The 20,092-nt window shown below is 61.0% G+C and carries 16 protein-coding genes and 4 tRNA genes; 18 read left to right on the forward strand and 2 right to left on the reverse strand.

The genetic code is table 11. From position 1 onward, the window contains the following. The first annotated feature begins 98 nt into the window (after positions 1-98). The 9 genes from QRN33_RS13660 to QRN33_RS13700 all read left to right on the forward strand — a co-directional run bounded on the left by QRN33_RS13660 (position 99) and on the right by QRN33_RS13700 (position 4,378). Positions 99-174: transfer RNA gene (locus QRN33_RS13660), tRNA-Ala, on the forward strand. A gap of 79 nt (positions 175-253) precedes the next feature. Continuing rightward, positions 254-329: transfer RNA gene (locus QRN33_RS13665), tRNA-Glu, on the forward strand. 53 nt (positions 330-382) lie between these two features. Further along, positions 383-458: transfer RNA gene (locus QRN33_RS13670), tRNA-Ala, on the forward strand. Between the two features lie 80 nt (positions 459-538). After that, positions 539-614, forward strand: a tRNA-Glu gene (locus QRN33_RS13675). Positions 615-796: 182 nt separating this feature from the next. Beyond that, entirely contained in the window at positions 797-1,336 is a 540-nt protein-coding gene (locus tag QRN33_RS13680; RefSeq protein WP_039762033.1) for a TetR/AcrR family transcriptional regulator, read from the forward strand. Positions 1,337-1,366: 30 nt separating this feature from the next. Beyond that, entirely contained in the window at positions 1,367-2,200 is an 834-nt protein-coding gene (locus QRN33_RS13685; RefSeq protein WP_064363914.1) for an alpha/beta fold hydrolase, read from the forward strand. A 46-nt stretch (positions 2,201-2,246) separates the two neighbouring features. Then, positions 2,247-2,696 carry an acyl-CoA thioesterase gene (locus QRN33_RS13690; RefSeq protein WP_285409036.1) on the forward strand — a complete coding sequence of 150 codons (450 nt, stop codon included), beginning with the start codon at positions 2,247-2,249 and terminating at the stop codon, positions 2,694-2,696. Between the two features lie 159 nt (positions 2,697-2,855). After that, on the forward strand, positions 2,856-3,815 hold the full coding sequence (locus QRN33_RS13695; RefSeq protein ID WP_064363915.1) for a tRNA dihydrouridine synthase: 960 nt from the start codon (positions 2,856-2,858) through the stop codon (positions 3,813-3,815). A 119-nt stretch (positions 3,816-3,934) separates the two neighbouring features. Further along, positions 3,935-4,378, forward strand: coding sequence for an Hsp20 family protein (locus tag QRN33_RS13700; RefSeq protein WP_042609422.1), 444 nt, complete (start codon positions 3,935-3,937; stop codon positions 4,376-4,378). A 49-nt stretch (positions 4,379-4,427) separates the two neighbouring features. Here QRN33_RS13700 and QRN33_RS13705 read toward each other — a convergent pair whose 3' ends face one another. Both QRN33_RS13705 and QRN33_RS13710 read right to left on the reverse strand, forming a co-directional pair. Continuing rightward, positions 4,428-7,706 (reverse strand): PAS domain S-box protein, encoded by a 3,279-nt coding sequence (locus QRN33_RS13705; RefSeq protein ID WP_064363916.1) that lies wholly within the window; start codon positions 7,704-7,706, stop codon positions 4,428-4,430. A gap of 64 nt (positions 7,707-7,770) precedes the next feature. Continuing rightward, complete coding sequence (locus QRN33_RS13710; RefSeq protein ID WP_285409039.1) at positions 7,771-8,661, reverse strand: LysR family transcriptional regulator; 891 nt, start codon at positions 8,659-8,661, stop codon at positions 7,771-7,773. A gap of 139 nt (positions 8,662-8,800) precedes the next feature. Between QRN33_RS13710 and leuC the strand changes: the two genes are divergently transcribed. From leuC to QRN33_RS13755, 9 genes are all read left to right on the forward strand, one after another. Next, a complete protein-coding gene (gene leuC / locus QRN33_RS13715; RefSeq protein ID WP_042609425.1) occupies positions 8,801-10,231 on the forward strand; it encodes a 3-isopropylmalate dehydratase large subunit in 1,431 nt (476 codons plus the stop codon). A 2-nt stretch (positions 10,232-10,233) separates the two neighbouring features. Beyond that, the gene (leuD, locus tag QRN33_RS13720; RefSeq protein WP_024012386.1) at positions 10,234-10,878 is read left to right on the forward strand and encodes a 3-isopropylmalate dehydratase small subunit; all 645 of its coding nucleotides are present in this window, start codon (positions 10,234-10,236) and stop codon (positions 10,876-10,878) included. Between the two features lie 128 nt (positions 10,879-11,006). Then, on the forward strand, positions 11,007-11,774 hold the full coding sequence (locus QRN33_RS13725; RefSeq protein WP_285409041.1) for a class I SAM-dependent methyltransferase: 768 nt from the start codon (positions 11,007-11,009) through the stop codon (positions 11,772-11,774). Positions 11,775-11,829: 55 nt separating this feature from the next. Next, a complete protein-coding gene (leuB, locus tag QRN33_RS13730) occupies positions 11,830-12,912 on the forward strand; it encodes a 3-isopropylmalate dehydrogenase (protein WP_285409043.1) in 1,083 nt (360 codons plus the stop codon). Positions 12,913-12,978: 66 nt separating this feature from the next. Next, the gene (gene asd / locus QRN33_RS13735; protein WP_042609428.1) at positions 12,979-14,091 is read left to right on the forward strand and encodes an aspartate-semialdehyde dehydrogenase; all 1,113 of its coding nucleotides are present in this window, start codon (positions 12,979-12,981) and stop codon (positions 14,089-14,091) included. A gap of 244 nt (positions 14,092-14,335) precedes the next feature. Further along, positions 14,336-15,346, forward strand: coding sequence for an aspartate-semialdehyde dehydrogenase (locus QRN33_RS13740; protein ID WP_064363921.1), 1,011 nt, complete (start codon positions 14,336-14,338; stop codon positions 15,344-15,346). A 208-nt stretch (positions 15,347-15,554) separates the two neighbouring features. After that, positions 15,555-18,224, forward strand: a complete 2,670-nt coding sequence (locus QRN33_RS13745; protein WP_285409046.1) for a FimV/HubP family polar landmark protein — start codon at positions 15,555-15,557, stop codon at positions 18,222-18,224. Positions 18,225-18,489: 265 nt separating this feature from the next. Continuing rightward, complete coding sequence (truA, locus tag QRN33_RS13750; RefSeq protein WP_042609431.1) at positions 18,490-19,314, forward strand: tRNA pseudouridine(38-40) synthase TruA; 825 nt, start codon at positions 18,490-18,492, stop codon at positions 19,312-19,314. 64 nt (positions 19,315-19,378) lie between these two features. Beyond that, positions 19,379-20,011, forward strand: a complete 633-nt coding sequence (locus QRN33_RS13755) for a phosphoribosylanthranilate isomerase (RefSeq protein WP_024012391.1) — start codon at positions 19,379-19,381, stop codon at positions 20,009-20,011. Positions 20,012-20,092: the final 81 nt, after the last annotated feature.

Genomic DNA, 20,092 nt, shown 5'->3' on the forward strand with positions numbered 1-20,092 from the left:
AGTGATTGTTATCCCGACAAAAAATTTTGAAATTTTTCAAAAATAAGTTTGACAGGCTTTCGATGCGCCCTTAAGATTCGCCCCGTCCTCAGCGATGAGGGGCTATAGCTCAGCTGGGAGAGCGCTTGCATGGCATGCAAGAGGTCGACGGTTCGATCCCGTCTAGCTCCACCAATTTACACTTCGAGGTCTGGCCACACCGGCCTTGAAGCGATCAACACTCAGCGTTGATCAGTTGTATAGAAGGGTTTGCGTCCCCTTCGTCTAGTGGCCTAGGACACCGCCCTTTCACGGCGGTAACAGGGGTTCGAGTCCCCTAGGGGACGCCAGTTTTACAGAAGTGATGTTGCAAGAGATCACTCCGCCGCGAGGCGAAAAATCCGGGGCTATAGCTCAGCTGGGAGAGCGCCTGCATGGCATGCAGGAGGTCAGCGGTTCGATCCCGCTTAGCTCCACCAATTTTACAGTTCAAGGTCTGGCCACACCGGCCTTGAATCGATCAGCTCTCAGCACTGATCAGTTGTATAGAAGGGTTTGTGTCCCCTTCGTCTAGTGGCCTAGGACACCGCCCTTTCACGGCGGTAACAGGGGTTCGAGTCCCCTAGGGGACGCCACGATTACCCGCTCTGCGGGATTTTATAAGGGTCATTCAATTATTGAATGGCCCTTTTGTTTGTCTGGCGTTTGGCCAACTCTCCATTTTCCTTACACTGTGCTTCAGACCAGCGGTCATATTCATGACTTGCGGAATATTATTATGCGAATAATATTCTAGTCGTAATATTCGGAGGCAACGATGAACGATAAAAAAGCTCAAACCCGCGAACGCATCCTCAAGGCTGCCAGCGCCGCACTGATCCAGCGTGGCCCGGCCGATCCGAGCGTGGGCGAAGTGATGGGCGCAGCCGGCCTGACCGTCGGTGGCTTCTACGCGCACTTCGAAAGCAAGGACGCAATGATGCTCGAAGCGTTCAAGCAGCTGCTGGGCCGGCGTCGCGATCTGATCGCCGACATGGATGCCGATCTGACCGGCGAAGAACGTCGCGCCTTGGTGGCTGCGTTCTACCTGTCGCGCAAACACCGGGATTCCAGCGATGCGGCGTGCCCGATTCCGGCCTCGATCGGCGAACTGGGGCGTTTGCCGGAATCGTTCCGCATTGCGCTGAACGAGCATCTGGAGCTGATGGTGGCGCAACTGGCTGCCAGTCCTGAAGACACCGACAAGGCCCTGGCCGATGTCGCGCTGATGGTAGGTGGTCTGGCGCTGGCAAGAGCGCTGGGTCCGGGAGAGTTATCCGATCGATTGCTGCGCGCTGCCAAGTCGGCGGTGCGTTGACCTGAAGGTAACAAGCCTGAGGAGAGAGCGATGAACGCGTTGAAGTGGGTTCGTGGCGTTAACGGTACCTTGGGCTGGTTTGCACCGAAACTGGTGGCGAGCAAGATGCGCCTGGCGTTCATGACGCCCCGCGCGCTTCCGCTGCGGGACTGGGAGCTGCCGCTGCTGGCGAGTTCCGAGCGCATCACTTTGCGCTTCGGCCTGTCGGCGCTGCGTTGGGGGCAAGGCCCTACGGTGTTGCTCATGCATGGTTGGGAAGGGCGGCCCACGCAGTTCGCTTCGCTGATCAAAGCGCTGGTCGACGCCGGTTATACCGTCGTCGCACTCGACGGCCCGGCCCATGGTCGTTCGCCCGGGCGCGAAGCCAACGTGGTGCTGTTCGCCCGCGCCATGCTTGAAGCCGCTGCCGAATTGCCGCCGCTGCAAGCGGTGATCGGTCACTCCATGGGTGGCGCCAGCGCAATGCTCGCCGTGCAATTGGGGTTGCGCACCGAAACCCTGGTCAGCATCGCCGCACCGTCGCGCATTCTCGGCGTACTGCGCGGATTCGCGCGCATGGTCGGCATGCCGCCGCGTGCGCGCTCGGCGTTCATTCGTCAGGTCGAGCAGGACGTCGGCATGCGCGCCGCGACGCTTGACGTTGCCCACTATCAACTGGATATGCCCGGCCTGATCGTGCACGCCGAGGACGACAACTTCGTCTCGGTCAAGGAATCGCAACTGATTCACGAGGCCTGGTTCGACAGCCGTCTGCTGCGCCTGGAGAGTGGTGGTCATCAACGGGTGCTGGCCGACCCTCGAGTGATTGATGGCGTGTTATCACTGCTCGCCGGTCGCAGCCTTCAGGCGCGCCAATCGGCCTGAGCTCCGTTACACTGCCCCGGTTGAAAACTTTGACCGGGAGTGGGGCATGGGCTGGGATCGGGCAACGCCGTTTACCATTGATCTGCAAGTAGGCGCCGAGGACATTGACGGGCTCGGGCACGCCAATAACGCCGTGTACGTGACCTGGCTTGAACGCTGCGCCTGGCGCCACTCGCAGCGCCTCGGCCTGGACCTGGTCGAATACCGGCGACTGGATCGGGCGATGGCTGTCGTCCGCCACGAAATCGATTACCTGGCCGCGGCCTATGATGGTGATGAACTGCAACTGGCGACCTGGATCGTCGATTGGGATCAGCGCCTGAAAATGACCCGGCATTTCCAGCTCAAACGCCCCAGCGACAACGCCACCCTGTTGCGCGCGCAGACCACGTTCGTCTGCATCGAGCTGTCGACCGGCAAGCCCAAGCGGATGCCGGCCGAGTTCATTGAAGGTTATGGCCCGGCGATCCATATCCCGGAATCTGCTCAAATCTAACCTGTAGGAGTGAGCCTGCTCGCGATGGCGGTGTATCCGCCACGTATGCATCGCCTGGCACACCGCTATCGCGAGCAGGCTCACTCCTACAAGGGATCTGCGGTTTTGCGCGTAATCCAGTAAACTGCCGCACGTTTTTTCCTCAAGTAGTGTTTCCCCATGCAAATTGCTCTGGCGCCCATGGAGGGGTTGGTCGACGACATCCTGCGCGACGTGCTGACCCGCGTTGGCGGCATCGATTGGTGCGTGACCGAATTCATTCGGGTCAACGACCAGTTGCTCACCCCGGCGTACTTCCACAAGTTCGGCCCCGAGCTGCTCAACGGCGCCCGCACCGCGTCTGGCGTGCCGCTGCGCGTGCAGTTGCTTGGTTCCGATCCGGTGTGCCTGGCGGAAAACGCCGCGCTGGCCTGCGAACTCGGTTCTGAAGTGATCGACCTCAACTTCGGCTGCCCGGCCAAGACCGTCAACAAATCCCGCGGCGGTGCCGTGCTGCTGAAAGAGCCGGAGCTGCTCAATCAGATCGTCGAGCACGTGCGTCGCGCCGTACCGGCGCACATCCCGGTCACCGCAAAAATGCGCCTGGGTTTCGACAGTCCCGACGGGTCGCTGGTCTGCGCCACGGCGCTGGCCGAAGGCGGGGCGGAGCACATCGTCGTACATGCGCGGACGAAAATGGACGGCTACAAACCGCCGGCACATTGGGAGTGGATCCCGCGCGTACAAGACGTGGTCAAAGTGCCGGTGTTCGCCAACGGTGATATCTGGAGCGTCGAAGACTGGCGCCGTTGCCGCGAAATCAGTGGCGTCGAAGACATCATGCTCGGTCGTGGTCTGGTCTCCCGCCCGGATCTGGCCCGGCAGATCGCTGCCGCCCGCGCCGGCGAAGAAGTCGTCGAGATGACCTGGGCCGAGCTGATGCCGCTGATTCAGGACTTCTGGCTGCAGGCCAAAGCGCAGATGACCGCGCGCCAATCGCCCGGTCGCCTCAAGCAATGGCTGGCCATGCTGACGCGCAACTACCCGGAAGCCGCCGAGCTTTTCACCGTTCTGCGCCGCGAAACCGAGCCTGATCACGTCTCGCATTTGCTCGGATTGCCGCTCGTCGAGGCCGCGTAAAAAATCTGAAAACAGTCTCTTGAAATCAAAACAGCGGTCCCTATCTAAGGGGTACGCGATGCCGAATTCGGGTCGCGGAGACACAAAACCTTGCTGATTGTTTTCAGGAGATTTGAATCATGAGCACTGCATTTTCCCTCGCGCCACTGTTCCGTTCCTCGGTAGGTTTCGACCGTTTCAACGACCTGTTCGAAACCGCGCTGCGTAACGAGCCAGGCAGCAGCTACCCACCCTACAACGTCGAAAAACACGGTGATGACCAATACCGCATCGTCGTTGCGGCCGCCGGTTTCCAGGAAGAAGACCTGGACCTGCAAGTCGAGAAGGGTGTGCTGACCATCAGTGGCGGCAAGCGCGACACCGACGAGAACGTCACGTTCTTGCACCAGGGCATCGCTCAGCGAGCCTTCAAGCTGTCGTTCCGTCTGGCCGATCACATCGAGATCAAGGACGCTGCGCTGCGCAACGGCCTGTTGAGCATCGACCTGCTCCGTGTGATCCCGGAAGAAGCGAAAGCCAAGCGCATCCCGATCAATGGAGCGCAACAGCCTGTCCTGCAATAACGTCGGGCAACAAAAAGGGCGCCAGTGATGGCGCCCTTTTTTGTGTCCGCTATTCGAGCAGTTTTTTCAGATCCTCCAACCCTACCGGCCGGCTGTGCAGATAGCCCTGATACAAATGGCAGTCCAGCCCCTGCAAAAATGCCAGTTGGGCCGACGTCTCCACGCCTTCGGCAATGACTTCCAGCTCGAGGCTGCGGGCCATCGCGACAATTGCGCGAATGATCTCCGCGACATTGGAGTCGGTGGTCGCATCGCGGATGAACGACTGATCGATTTTCAGCGTGTCGACCGGCAGGCGTTTCAGGTACGTCAGCGATGAATAACCGGTGCCGAAATCGTCCATGGCGAAGCTCACGCCAAGTTTTTTCAAACGGCGCATTTTGCTGATGGTGTCGTCCAGATTCTGGATGACGATGCCTTCGGTGATTTCCAGTTTCAGCAGCGAACACGGCAGGCCGTGGCTGGTCATGCTGTGTTCGATGCGTTCGACGAAATCGTTCTGGCGGAACTGCCGCGGGCTGATGTTCACGCACAGGCTGAAGTTGAACGGGTCGACGAGTTTCAGCGCGATCAGTTGTTTGAAGGCGTTGCAGGCTTCATCGAGAATCCAGGTGCCGACTTCAAGGATCAGGCCGCTGTCTTCCAGCACCTTGATGAACTCGGTGGGCGATTGCGCGCCGAGTTCGGGATGGTTCCAGCGCACCAAGGCTTCGGCGCCGATGATGCGGTTGTCGCGGGCATCGACCTGCGGCTGAAAATGCACATTGAACTCGCCGCGTGACAGCGCCAGACGCAGGTCGGTCTCCATGCGCAGGCGCTCGCTGGCCGCTTTCTGCATGGTGTTGTGATACATCTGCGTGGTGTTGCGCCCGGAGTCCTTGGCGCGGTACAGGGCGATGTCGGCGCGTTTGAGCAGGTCGGTCGGGGTCGAGCCGTGATCGGGAATCAATGCCACGCCGATGCTCGGCGTCACTTGCAGGCGTTGGCCGTCGAGGAACATCGGCTCCGAGAGCAGTTCGCGAATGGTGTCGGCCAGCGCGCGCACTTGCTCGCTGACTTCACTGCGCGAACCTTCGAGGCCGCTGAGCAACACCACGAATTCGTCGCCACCGAGGCGCGCCACGGTGTCTTCCATGCGCACGCTGGCTTCGAGCCGTGCGGTGATGATTTTCAGCACGGTGTCGCCGACCGGGTGGCCGAGGGAATCGTTGATGTGTTTGAAGTGATCGAGATCGAGAAACAGCAAGGCGCCACGCAGATTGTGGCGCTTGAGCAGGGCGATCTGCTGGCTCAGGCGATCCATCAGCAGCGCGCGGTTGGGCAGGTTGGTCAGCGGGTCGTGATAGGCCAAATGACGGATCTGCGCTTCGGCGTTCTTCAGCAGGCTGACGTCGCGCGCCGTAAGCAGCAGGCACGCGGTTTCGTTAAGGGTGATCGGTTCGACCGAAACCTCTACCGTGAGCAATTCGCCGCGCTTGTTGCGCCCGAGCATTTCCTGATGATGCACGCGGCCCTTGATCTGCAGTTCGGCGAGTAGCGTCGAGCGCTGTTTTTCTTCGGCCCAGATCCCTACTTGATAAACGGTTTTGCCCACCACTTCGTCGGCGCGATAGCCGGTGAGGCGACAGAAGCCGTCGTTGACCTCCAGATAACGCCCGGTGTCGCGCTCGGTGATGGTGATGGCGTCGGGGCTGGAGTGAAATGCCTTGGCGAACTTTTCTTCACTGGCCTTCAGCGCCGCTTCCGAGCGCTGTTGTTGGGTGATGTCACGCAGGGTGGTGACGATGCACGGCTGATCGCCGACGCTGATCTGCCGGCTGGAAATCACGCAGGTCAGCGACTGGCCGTCCTTGTGCTGAACCAGAATCGCGACGTTGCTCAGGCCTTGTTCGCGAATCACCCGTTCGATGCGTTGCAGGCTTTTGGCCGAGGCGTCCCACAGGCCGATTTCTTCGGCAGTGTGGCCGATGACGTCGGCGGCGCTCCAGCCAAAGGTCTGGCTGAAGCTGGAGTTGATCTCGATGAATTCCCCGGTTTCCTGGCGCGTGACGCAGATCGGATCAGGGCTGACCTGAAACAGTGTGGCGAATTTCTCTTCCGAAGCCACCAAGCGCTGTTCGCGCTCGACCTGATCGGTGATGTCCAGCAGCGTGCCGGCCATGCGCAGCGGCGCGCCATTGTCGTCGCGATACAGGCGCGCGCGGCTTTCCAGATACCGCGAGCTGCCATCGGGCAATTGCACGCGATAGGTCAGTTGATAGTTGCCGGCCGGACCTTCGCGCAGGCTGCGGTAGGCGTCGCGCATCGTGTCGCGTTCCTCACCGGGTACCCCTTCGAAAAACTCCTCGAATGATTCATGGAATGGAATCGGCTCCAGCCCGTGCAATTGCGCGGCGCGCGCCGAGCCGTAGAGCATGCCGCTGGGGATGTGCCAGTCCCAGGTGCCGAGTTGCGCCGAGTCCAGCGCCAGGTCGAGGCGTTCCTGGCTGTCCTTCAAGGCCAGTTCGGCGGCTTTGCGTTCAGTGGTGTCGAGGAACGTGCTGAGTAGATAGGGCTGGCCTTCGAGCTCGACTTTCTGCGCGCTGAGGATGCCGTCGTGGACTTGGCCGTTGCTGGCGCGGAACTGCACTTCCATGCTGATCAGTTCGCCCTTGGCCTTGGTTTTTTTCACCAGTTCGGCACGTTGCTCCGGATGCACCCACAAGCCCAGTTCCAGCGTAGTGCGGCCGATGGCGCTTTGCACCGGCCAGCCGAACAGGCTTTCGAAATACTGATTGGCTTCGCTGATCAGACCGTCCTCCTGACGGGTCAGAAGAACCATGTTAGGGCACAGGTGGAAAAGTGTAGCGAAACGTTTCTCCGAGCTGCTCAGGGCCTGCTCGCGCTGGCGTTGGTGGGTGATTTCGCGAATCACCCCGATCATTCGGGGCCGGCCGTTCTTGTCCGGCAACAGGCTGCCGCTGATTTCCAGCCAATGCAGACTGCCGTCGGGCCAGCGAATGCGGTGATGCATCGCCTGTTCCAGCGGGGCGCCGGCGATCACCGCGTGGAAGGCGCGCACGGTTTTCGCGCGGTCTTCCGGCGGCAGCAGGTCGAGGTATTCCAGATCGGCGGGTAATGGCTGCCGTGGATCGAAACCGAACAATGCCTGAGTGCCCCGCGACCAGCTGATCTGGCCGCGCTCGATGTCCCAATACCAGGCACCGAGCCGCGCGCCGTTGAGCGCGGCGAGCAATTGCGGCGCGCTTTCCCAGCTCTGCTCGGAATGGCGCGGATCAACAGCCTGGATTCGCGGCATCGGCGGAATTCGGTCAACAGATTTCGGCATTGTCAGCGGGCCTTGAGCTGAGTGGCGTTAGGCACAGGGGGCGGCTCTATAGGATTAGCACAAGTCAGGCCGGAGTCCCTGGCCGATCGATTTGTGCATCCAGCAGGGCCATGAAGGCTCTTGCTGCATTCGATAGCGTCCGTTCGGTGTGCAAGATATAGCCTAGCTGGCGAGTGAGCTGTATGCCCGGCAATGCGATGCTTGCCACTTGCTCATCGAGCATGGTGCGCGGCAGCACGCTCCAGGCCAGGCCGATGGAGACCATCATCTTGATGGTTTCCAGGTAGTTGGTGCTCATGGCGATGTTCGGCGTCAGGCCCTGGGCTTCGAACAAACGCTGGACGATATGATGAGTAAAGGTGTTGCCGCCGGGGAAAACCGCCGGATGGCCGGCAATGTCCGCCAGACTGACGACGCCGTTGTTGATCAGCGAGTGCTCCGGGGCCACGACGAAATCCAGCGGGTCGTCCCACACCGGCGTGGCTTTGACCAGGGTGTGCGGCTCCGGCGCCAGGGTGATGACCGCCAGTTCCGCGCGCCCGTGGAGAATTTCCTCGTAGGCCACTTCCGAATCGAGAAACTGAATATCCAGCGCAACCTGTGGGTAGCGGCGAGTGAACTCCCTTAATAGAGGAGGCAAGCGGTGCAGGCCGATGTGGTGACTGGTGGCCAGGGTCAGGCGACCGCTGACTTCCCCGGTCAGGTTGGTCAGGGCGCGGCGGGTGTCGTCGAGCACATTGAGAATCTGATAAGCCCGTGGCAGCAGGGCGCGCCCAGCCTCGGTCAGGCCGACTTCACGTCCCAGGCGATCGAACAGGCGCACCTTTAATTGCTGCTCAAGCCCGGCAATGCGCTTGCTGATCGCCGGTTGGGTCAAGTGCAGGCGTTCGCCCGCGCCGGAGAAGCTGCCGGTCTCGGCGATGGCAATAAATGCATTGAGGTTAGCCAGGTCCATGTCTCATTCCAGTTGGTTATCCAAAGCATGAAAAATATGAATTTGAGTTATTTAATCTAACCCCATAGGATCGACCTCACAAGCCAAAGGGTCATTGATAAGCCCAAGGCATAGAAACAAGCTGATGAGGAACCGTCTGATGGCCGGCAAAACGCTCTACGACAAGCTCTGGGATTCGCATTTGGTCAAGCAGCGCGACGATGGCTCGGCGCTGATCTATATCGATCGTCACATCATTCACGAAGTGACTTCGCCGCAAGCCTTCGAGGGCCTGCGTCTGGCCGGGCGCAAGCCTTGGCGCATCGATGCCAACATCGCCACCCCGGACCACAACGTACCGACCACCCCGGAACGCAAGGGCGGCATCGAAGCCATTGCCGATCAGGTTTCGCGTTTGCAGGTACAGACCCTCGACGACAACTGCGATGAATACGGCATTGTCGAGTTCAAGATGAACGACGTTCGCCAAGGCATCGTCCACGTCATCAGCCCGGAGCAGGGCGCGACCTTGCCGGGCATGACCGTAGTCTGCGGCGACTCGCACACCTCGACCCATGGCGCATTCGGTGCATTGGCCCACGGCATCGGCACTTCCGAGGTCGAGCACGTGCTCGCCACGCAATGCCTGGTGGCGAAGAAAATGAAAAACATGCTGGTGCGCGTCGAAGGCCAACTGCCGTTCGGCGTGACCGCCAAGGACATCGTCCTCGCCGTGATCGGCAAGATCGGCACCGCCGGCGGTAACGGCCATGCCATCGAATTTGCCGGCAGCGCGATCCGCGATCTGTCCGTCGAAGGCCGCATGACCATCTGCAACATGTCCATCGAAGCCGGCGCCCGTGTCGGCCTGGTGGCGGCGGATCAGAAGACCATCGATTACGTCAAAGGTCGTCCATTCGCGCCGAAGGGCGAGCAGTGGGACATGGCCGTCGAAGCCTGGAAAGATCTGGTTTCCGACGCCGATGCCAAATTCGACACCGTGGTCGAGCTGGACGCCGCGCAGATCAAGCCGCAAGTCAGCTGGGGCACTTCCCCGGAAATGGTTTTGGCTGTTGATCAGAACGTACCGGACCCGGCGAAGGAAATGGATCTGGTCAAGCGCGACTCAATCGTCCGCGCCCTGAAATACATGGGTCTGACCGCCAATCAGGCGATCACCGACATTCAGCTTGATCGCGTGTTCATCGGTTCCTGCACCAATTCGCGCATCGAAGACTTGCGCGCCGCTGCGGTGATTGCCAAGGGCCGCAAGGTGGCCTCGACCATCAAGCAGGCGATCGTCGTGCCGGGCTCGGGTCTGGTCAAGGCGCAGGCCGAAGCCGAAGGCCTCGACCGGATTTTCCTCGAAGCCGGTTTCGAATGGCGCGAGCCGGGTTGCTCGATGTGCCTGGCGATGAACCCGGACCGTTTGGAATCCGGCGAGCATTGCGCCTCGACTTCCAACCGCAACTTCGAAGGCCGTCAGGGCGCCGGTGGCCGTACCCATCTCGTCAGCCCGGCCATGGCGGCGGCAGCAGCGGTGAACGGCCGTTTCATCGACGTTCGTGAATTGATCCAAGGAGCACAGTAAAGATGAAGGCATTTACTCAGCACACTGGTCTTGTCGCGCCTCTGGATCGTGCCAACGTCGACACCGATCAGATCATTCCCAAGCAGTTCTTGAAGTCGATCAAGCGCACCGGTTTTGGTCCGAACCTGTTCGACGAGTGGCGTTATCTGGATGTTGGCCAGCCGTATCAGGACAACTCCAAGCGCCCGTTGAACAAGGATTTCGTCCTCAACGCCGAGCGTTATCAGGGGGCCAGCGTGCTGCTCGCCCGCGAGAACTTCGGCTGCGGTTCGAGTCGTGAACACGCGCCCTGGGCGCTGGAAGAGTATGGTTTTCGCAGCATCATCGCGCCCAGTTATGCCGACATCTTCTTCAACAACAGTTTCAAGAACGGCCTGCTGCCGATCATCCTCAGCGATGCAGAAGTTGATGAACTGTTTAAGCAGGTTGAAGCCGAGCCGGGTTATCAATTGCAGATCGATCTGCAAGCGCAGACCGTGACCCGCCCGGATGGCAAGGTCTACAGCTTCGAGATCGACGCGTTTCGCAAGCATTGCCTGCTCAATGGTCTGGACGATATCGGCCTGACCCTGCAGGACGGCGATGCGATTGCGACGTTCGAGGCGAAGCATCGGGTCAGCCAGCCGTGGTTGTTTCGCGACGCCTGATTCGCGTATGGCGAATGACGCCATCGCGAGCAGGCTCACTCCTACATTTGAAATGCGTTCCCCTGTAGGAGTGAGCCTGCTCGCGATGGGGCCCTCCAAAGCAACACAAAATTGAACAGGATGTCCCCATGACCAGCACCACCCGGCACTCCCAGGTCGTCCAGACACAATTCGGCGAACAGGCCGCCGCTTACCTGAGCAGCGCCGTTCACGCCCAAGGCAGTGAATTCGCACTGCTGCAGGCCGAGCTGGCCGGGCAGGGCGCGGCGCGGGTGCTGGATCTGGGTTGTGGCGCCGGGCATGTCAGTTTTCATGTCGCACCGCTGGTCAGGGAGGTTGTGGCTTACGACCTGTCGCAGCAAATGCTCGATGTGGTTGCCGGCGCTGCCGTCGATCGCGGCTTGAGCAATATCGTCACGGTCAATGGCGCTGCCGAGCGCCTGCCATTCGCCGAGGGCGAGTTCGATTTTGTGTTCAGCCGCTATTCGGCGCATCACTGGAGCGACCTCGGTCTGGCCCTGCGCGAGGTGCGCCGGGTGCTCAAGCCGGGCGGGGTGGCGGCGTTCGTCGATGTGTTGTCACCGGGCAGTCCCTTGTTCGACACTTACCTGCAAAGCGTTGAAGTACTGCGCGATACCAGTCACGTCCGCGACTACTCCGCCGCCGAGTGGCTGCGCCAGGTCAGCGAGGCCGGTCTGCATGTGCGCAGCACCTCGCGCCAGCGCCTGCGTCTGGAGTACAGCAGCTGGGTCGAGCGCATGCGCACGCCTGAAGTGCTGCGCGCGGCGATTCGCCAGTTGCAGCAGTCGATGGGCAGCGAAGTGCGTGAATATTTTGAAATTGATGCCGACGGCTCGTTCAGTACCGATGTGATCGTACTGATGGCTGAGCGATAAGCATTTTTCCGGGCGCGCCGTTCAGTGGCGCACCGCTTGAAGACACGAGGAAAGCATGAGCAAGCAGATTCTGATTCTCCCGGGTGATGGTATTGGTCCGGAAATCATGGCCGAAGCGGTCAAGGTGCTGGAACTGGCCAATGACAAATACAGCCTGGGCTTCGAGCTGAGCCACGACGTCATCGGTGGCGCGGCCATCGACAAGCACGGCGTGCCGCTGGCCGACGAAACCCTCGATCGTGCGCGGGCTGCCGATGCCGTGCTGCTGGGCGCGGTCGGTGGCCCGAAATGGGACACCATCGAGCGTGACATCCGTCCTGAGCGTGGTCTGCTGAAAATCCGTGCGCAACTGGGTCTGTTCGGCAACCTGCGCCCGGCGATCCTGTATCCGCAACTGGCCGACGCGTCGAGCCTGAAGCCGGAAATCGTCGCCGGCCTGGACATTCTCATCGTCCGTGAGCTGACTGGCGGCATCTACTTCGGCGCGCCGCGTGGCACCCGTACGCTGGACAACGGCGAGCGTCAGTCCTACGACACGCTGCCGTACAGCGAAAGCGAAATCCGCCGCATCGCCCGTGTCGGTTTCGATATGGCCATGGTCCGCGGCAAGAAGCTCTGCTCGGTGGACAAGGCCAACGTCCTGGCGTCCAGCCAGTTGTGGCGTGAAGTGGTAGAGCAGGTTGCAAAGGATTACCCGGAAGTCGAACTGAGCCACATGTACGTCGACAACGCCGCCATGCAACTGGTGCGTGCGCCGAAGCAGTTCGACGTGATCGTCACCGACAACCTGTTCGGCGATATCCTCTCCGACGAAGCGTCGATGCTCACCGGTTCGATCGGCATGCTGCCTTCGGCTTCGCTGGATTCCAACAACAAGGGCATGTACGAGCCGTGCCACGGCTCGGCCCCGGACATTGCCGGTAAAGGCATTGCCAACCCGCTGGCGACGATCCTGTCGGTGTCGATGATGCTGCGTTACAGCTTCAATCTGCACGATGCTGCCGATGCCATCGAAAAAGCCGTCAGCGTCGTGCTCGATCAGGGCTTGCGCACCGGCGACATTCATTCCGCCGGTTGTACCAAAGTCGGTACGCAGGAAATGGGCGACGCAGTAGTCGCCGCGCTGCAGAATCTGTAATCTCTCGGGCCCGCTGCGAAATTCAATACAAAGCAGCGGCCCACTTTTCAAGAAGGTGTAGTTGCGATGAAACGTGTAGGTCTGATCGGTTGGCGCGGGATGGTCGGTTCCGTGCTCATGCAGCGGATGCTGGAAGAGCAGGATTTCGATCTTATCGAGCCGGTGTTTTTCACCACGTCCAATGTCGGTGGCCAAGGCCCGTCCGTGGGCAAGGACATTGCTCCGCTCAAGGACGCTTACAGCATTGACGAGCTGAAGACCCTCGACGTGATCCTGACCTGCCAGGGCGGCGACTACACCAGCGAAGTATTCCCCAAGCTGCGCGAAGCCGGCTGGCAGGGTTACTGGATCGATGCGGCGTCGAGCCTGCGCATGAACGATGACGCGGTGATCATTCTTGACCCGGTCAACCGCAAGGTCATCGACCAGCAGCTGGACGCGGGTACCAAGAACTACATCGGCGGCAACTGCACCGTCAGCCTGATGCTGATGGGCCTGGGCGGTCTGTTCGAAGCCGGTCTGGTCGAGTGGATGAGCGCCATGACTTATCAGGCGGCCTCCGGTGCCGGCGCGCAGAACATGCGTGAACTGATCAAGCAGATGGGCGCGACCCATGCCGCAGTTGCCGATCAACTGGCCGACCCGGCCAGCGCGATCCTCGACATCGACCGCCGCGTGGCCGAAGCCATGCGCAGCGAAGCCTACCCGACGGAAAACTTCGGCGTACCGCTGGCCGGCAGCCTGATCCCGTGGATCGACAAGGAACTGCCGAACGGCCAGAGCCGCGAAGAATGGAAGGCCCAGGCCGAGACCAACAAGATCCTCGGTCGCTTCAAGAGCCCGATTCCGGTCGACGGCATCTGCGTGCGCATCGGTGCCATGCGTTGCCATAGCCAGGCGTTGACCATCAAGCTGAACAAAGACGTGCCGATCGCCGACATCGAAGGGCTGATCAGCCAGCACAACCCTTGGGTCAAACTGGTGCCGAACCAGCGCGAAATCAGCATGCAGGAGCTGAGCCCGACCAAGGTCACCGGCACCCTGAATGTCCCGGTCGGTCGTCTGCGCAAGCTGAACATGGGTTCGCAATTCGTCGGAGCCTTCACCGTCGGCGACCAGCTGCTGTGGGGCGCGGCTGAACCGCTGCGCCGCATGCTGCGGATTCTGCTGGAGCGTTGATCGCTTGAGGCGATGAAAGAGCCCGCGCCTTGCAAGAGGTGCGGGTTTTTTTATGCCTGAAGATGCGGTGCCTTGCCTGGCATCTTCGCGAGCAGGCTCGCTCCCGCTTTTGAAATGCGGTCCCCTGTGGGAGCGAGCCTGCTCGCGAAAGGGTTGGTACAGCCGCCGCAAATCCTGCAGAAATTGCCTGTGCGCCACCCACCCGGTAAAGTGCCGCTCCCCCCGTTTTGCCAGAGGTAGCTCCATGACCCAGACTTTCGATATCGCCGTTATCGGCGCCACCGGTACTGTCGGCGAAACGCTCGTACAGATTCTCGAAGAGCGCGACTTTCCGGTCGGCAACCTGCACCTGTTGGCCAGCAGTGAATCGGCTGGCAGTTCGGTGCTGTTCCGCAACAAGAACGTGCGCGTGCGTGAGGTCGACGAGTTCGATTTCAGCAAGGTCAGACTGGTGTTCTTCGCCGCCGGCGCTGCGGTGTCCCTGAGCTATGCGGCGCGCGCCCACGCCGCCGGTTGCTCGTTGATCGACCTGTCCGGCGCCTTGCCCGCCGATCAGGCGCCACAAGTGGTGCCGGAGGCGAATGCCGAAGTCCTCGCCAGTCTGAAAAGCCCATTCCAGGTCAGCAGCCCGAGCCCGTCGGCCACGACCCTTGCGGTGGTGTTGGCGCCGCTGCTCGATCTGATCGACCTGCAATACGTCAACGTCACCGCCAATCTGGCGGTTTCTGCGCAAGGTCGTGAGGCGGTCACCGAACTCGCGCGGCAGACCGCCGAACTGCTGAACATGCGTCCGCTGGAGCCGACGTTCTTTGATCGGCAGATGGCGTTCAACCTGCTGGCCCAGGTCGGCACGCCGGATGCGCAGGGCCATACGCTGCTGGAAAAACGCCTGGTGCGTGAGCTGCGGCAGGTACTGGCGAAACCTTTATTGAAGATTTCTGCCACTTGCGTTCAAGCCCCGGTGTTTTTTGGCGATAGCTTTAGCGTGACCTTGCAGTCAGGTAGTGCTGTTGACCTGGAAAAGGTCAACGCAGCGCTCGAAGCTGCGCCGGGCATCGAGCTGGTTGATGCCGGCGATTATCCGACCGCTGTCGGCGACGCAGTGGGGCAGGACGTGGTCTATGTCGGGCGCGTGCGCAGCGGCGTCGACGACCCGGCGGAACTAAATCTTTGGCTGACGTCAGATAACGTACGCAAAGGCGCGGCGCTCAATGCCGTGCAACTGGCTGAGTTGTTGATAAAAGACCTGCTGTAAAAGATACTTGGCAACAATTTGTCGACTGATTCTAGGTGCGCGCTATGCTTGCCCGAAGCGATCGATGACGAGTCACTCTCCGGGACTTTCCGGGGCAGCACAGAAATGATCGCGCGCGGCGACTTCCGTCGTCGCGCGCAATGCCTTACGGCAGCGGTATTCAAAAGCTTCTCGCTGGCCGAGGAACGTTCAAACAAAGGATGAGGCTATGGTTCAAGTTCGCAAACTGGTGTTAGCAATAGCGGCCGCCTCGGCGCTGTCCTCCGGTATGGCGCATGCCCTCGGGCTCGGGGAGCTGACCCTGAAGTCGACCCTGAACCAGCCGTTGGTGGCTGAAATCGAGCTGCTCGACGTCAAGGATCTCACCGCCGCCGAGGTGGTGCCGAGCCTGGCTTCACCCGAAGATTTCGCCAAGGCCGGCGTCGACCGCCAGGCGTTTCTCAATGATCTGACCTTCACCCCGGTGCTCAACGCCAACGGCAAAAGCGTGTTGCGCGTGACCTCGAGCCAGCCGTTGTCGGAACCGATGGTGAAGTTTCTCGTGCAAGTGATGTGGCCCAATGGACGCTTGCTGCGTGATTACAGCGTGCTGCTGGATCCGTCGAAGTTCTCGCCGCAGACCGCTGACGCTGCCGCGCAACCGGCGCCGTCGCAGACCATCACTGCGCCAACCACTGGCGCCACCCATCGCAATCAATACACCACCACACCGCGCGACACCCTGTGGGAAATCGCCGCGAAGGCGCGCAATGGCGGCTCGGTGCAGCAGACCATGCTGGCGATTCAGGCACTCAATCCGAATGCCTTTATCGACGGCAACATCAACCGTCTGAAAACCGGTCAGGTGCTGCGTCTGCCGGACTCGGTACAAAGCACGGCGCTGCCACAGTCAGCAGCCATCGCTGAAGTGGCGGCGCAGAACGAAGCCTGGCGTCAGGGCCGTCGTTACGTGGCCAAGCCAGGCACCGGTCAGCAGCAACTCGACGCGACCAATCGCGGCCGTGGCAACACGGGGGCTGCGCCCAACACCCAGGACAACCTGAGCCTGGTCTCGGCGGAAAACGCCAGGCCCGGGGCGAAAGGCCCGGCAGGTGATGCCAAGGCGCTGAGCAACAAACTGGCGATCACTCAGGAAAACCTCGACACGACCCGTCGTGACAACGAGGAACTGAAAAGCCGCATGGCTGATCTGCAAAGTCAGCTGGACAAGCTGCAGAAACTGATCGAGCTGAAGAACAATCAATTGGCGAAGATGCAGGCCGATGGTGCCGGTGTCGCGCCTGGCGCTGCGCCTGGCGCCAACGGTGCTGTGCCGCCGGTGCCGGCGATTACCGCCGAACTGGCCGCGACTCCGCCGGCGACTCCGGCGGACGCCGCAGCGGCTTCGCCCACCCCAGAGTCGGCCATTGCGCCGCCGGCGGAAACGCCAGTGGAGCCGGTCGTAGAACCGGTGGTCGAAACCACACCGGCTGCTGCTGACGATGACAAGGCCTTCAACGACCTGCTGACCAATCCGATCCTGCTCGGCCTGATCGGCGGCGGTGCGGTGGTTCTGCTGCTTCTGTTGTTGCTGCTGGCGCGTCGTCGCAAAGCCCAGCAGGAAGCTGAAAAGCATCTGCGCATGGCCCGCGCCCTGGCTGAAGAGCAGGAGTTCTCCGCCGAGCACGATCTGCCGGAAAGCAGCTTCTCTGGCCTGGAAACTCCGGCGGCGAGCGTCAAGCTCAACACGCCTGCTCCGGCACCTGCGCCAACGCCCGCACCGGTTGTCACTCCGGTGGTGATGGCTGCGCCGATCGCCGCGCCTCTGGTGGCCCCGGCCGGCGAGCGCTCGGATGACGTGCTCGACAAGGCGCAATCGCACATCAATGCCGGTCGCCTGAATCAGGCCGCCGCGCTGCTGGAAGAGGGTGTCAGCCTCGAGCCGGAACGCAGCGATCTGCGCCTGAAACTGATGGAAGTCTACGGTCAGCAGGGCGACCGCGATGCGTTCGTCGCGCAAGAGCGTCAACTGGTGGCCAATGGCGATAACTTCGCCAAGGTCGAAGCACTGAAAAGCCGCTTCCCGGCCATGGCCGTGGTCGCTGCCGGTGGGCTGGCGGCTGCCGCCGTTGCTGCCGAACTGGATGCGCAATACGTCAAGGATCTGTTGCAGGACGAGCCGCAAGCGCCTGAGCCTGCGACTGACGATCTGGACACGGCGTTCGATTTGAGCCTGGATGATCTCGACAACATCACTCCGGTCGACCCTGCACCAGCGGTTGAGCCAGAAGCGCCGGTCGAGCTGGATGAATTCCCGGCTGAAGACGATTTGAGCTTCGCCTCGGTGCTGCAAGAGCAGACCGAGATGAAAGACAATCTCGACGATCTGTCGGACTTCGATCTGGACATGGACCTTGGCGCCGAACCATCGCCGGCCACTTTGGCTGAAGATGACTTCCTGCTGGATCTGGACGAGGGCGTGAAAGATCTGCCTCCGGTCGAGACGCCGGCAGTCGCTGAGGTGCCGCAGGATGATCTGGAGTTGCCAGCCGATTTCGACCTGTCACTGGCCGACGAAATGGACACCAATCCAGCCGCCGAGCCGGATGCGTTCACGGCCGAACTGGACGACGTCAATGCCGAGCTCGATCGCCTGTCGCAAAGCATGGCCGAACCGACCTTTACCGAAGCGGACGCAGCGCTGGGTGATGACCTGGGCGAAGATGATTTCGACTTCCTCGCCGGTACCGACGAAGCGGCGACCAAACTCGATCTGGCCCAGGCTTACATCGACATGGGCGATGCCGACGGTGCGCGCGACATCCTCAACGAAGTGTTGACCGAGGGTGACGAGAAGCAGCGGGGCGAGGCCAAGGAAATGCTTTCCAACCTGGTCTGAGTTCAGCAACAAACAAAAACGGCAGCCCGGTGAGGCTGCCGTTTTTGTTTGTGCCCGTTTCTGCGGTGTTCAGAAACCGCTATCGCGAGCAGGCTCACTCCTACAGTTGAAATGCGTACCCCTTGTAGGAGTGAGCCTGCTCGCGATTGGGGCCGAACACGCGACAGAGAACTCTGGCATCCCCGGCCCGCCGCCTTATAATGCCCGCCTTTGCAAATCAGCAGGCTGTCCCACCTTGGCAAACATAGATAACCCGGTCGCCGAAATGGCGCCCGACGGCTTTTACCGCGTCGCGCTGGGCGTTGAGTACAAAGGCTCGCGCTACAGCGGCTGGCAGCGGCAGTTGACCGGCGTGGCGACGGTGCAGGAAGAGCTTGAAAAAGCCTTGTCGAAAGTCGCCGATTCGCCGGTGTCACTGCAATGCGCCGGGCGTACCGACGCTGGCGTGCATGCCTGCGGCCAGGTAGTGCACTTCGACACTCAGGTTGATCGCTCGCTGAAAGCCTGGGTCATGGGTGCCAACATCAATCTGCCCCACGATATCAGCGTCAGTTGGGCGAGGGTCATGCCCGCGCATTTTCACGCCCGCTTCAAAGCCATCGCCCGGCGTTATCGCTATGTGATCTACAACGATCAGATTCGCCCGGCGCACCTCAACGAAGAAATCACCTGGAACCACCGTCCGCTCGACGTAGAACGCATGGCCGAGGCCGCGCAGTACCTGATTGGTACCCACGATTTCAGCGCGTTCCGGGCTGGTCAGTGCCAGGCCAAGTCGCCGATCAAGAAGATGCATCACCTGCGCGTAACCCGTCACGGCAAGATGATCGTGCTCGATATTCGTGCCAACGCGTTCCTGCACCACATGGTGCGCAACATCGCCGGTGTGCTGATGACCATCGGTGCCGGTGAGCGTCCGGTGGAGTGGATGAAGGAAGTGCTGGAAAGTCGCGAGCGTCGCTCCGGCGGGGTCACGGCGCATCCCTACGGGTTGTATCTGGTGCAGGTCGAGTACCACGACGAATTTCCGCTGCCCGAGCGCTTTATCGGGCCACATTTCCTTACGGGTTTCTCCGAACTTGACGGCTGACGCCCTCGAACGCTTTTGTTACCATCCGGGACGTTTTCGGATTTTGCCTTGAGGTTTTCCTGACATGTCAGCCGTTCGCAGCAAGATCTGCGGCATTACCCGCATCGAAGATGCGCTGGCCGCCGTCGAAGCAGGTGCCGACGCGATCGGCTTGGTGTTTTACGCCAAGAGTCCGCGGGCGGTGAACGTGCAACAGGCGCGGGCGATCATCAAGGCGCTGCCGCCGTTCGTTACCACCGTGGGGCTGTTCGTCAATGCCAGCCGTTGCGAGCTCGGAGAAATCCTCGATGCGGTGCCGCTGGATCTGCTGCAGTTCCATGGCGACGAAAGCGCGCAGGAGTGCGAAGGCTGGCATCGTCCGTACATCAAAGCGCTGCGGGTCAAGGCGGGTGATGACATTGCTGCTGCCTGCGATGCCTTTCCCGGCGCCAGTGGCGTGCTGCTCGACACCTATGTCGAAGGGGTGCCCGGTGGAACCGGCGAGGCGTTTGACTGGTCACTGATTCCGCAACACTTGAGCAAACCGCTGATTCTGGCCGGTGGCCTGACACCGGAGAACGTGGCGGACGCGGTAGCGCGGGTCAAGCCCTACGCGGTGGATGTCAGCGGCGGGGTAGAGGCGAGCAAAGGCATCAAGGATCACCACAAGATTCGCGCATTCATCAACGCGGTGCGCGGCAATACATCGTCGATGTGACGGCTGGCAGTCTGCCGCCGTCCATCAATGCACTTGCACAAAGCAGGCGCGGCTGAGGGTTGCTGAATCGTACGCAGGTCA

Origin of the sequence: Pseudomonas sp. FR229a (genome assembly GCF_030209115.1) — a bacterium.
Classification (GTDB): Bacteria; Pseudomonadota; Gammaproteobacteria; order Pseudomonadales; family Pseudomonadaceae; genus Aquipseudomonas; species Aquipseudomonas moraviensis_A.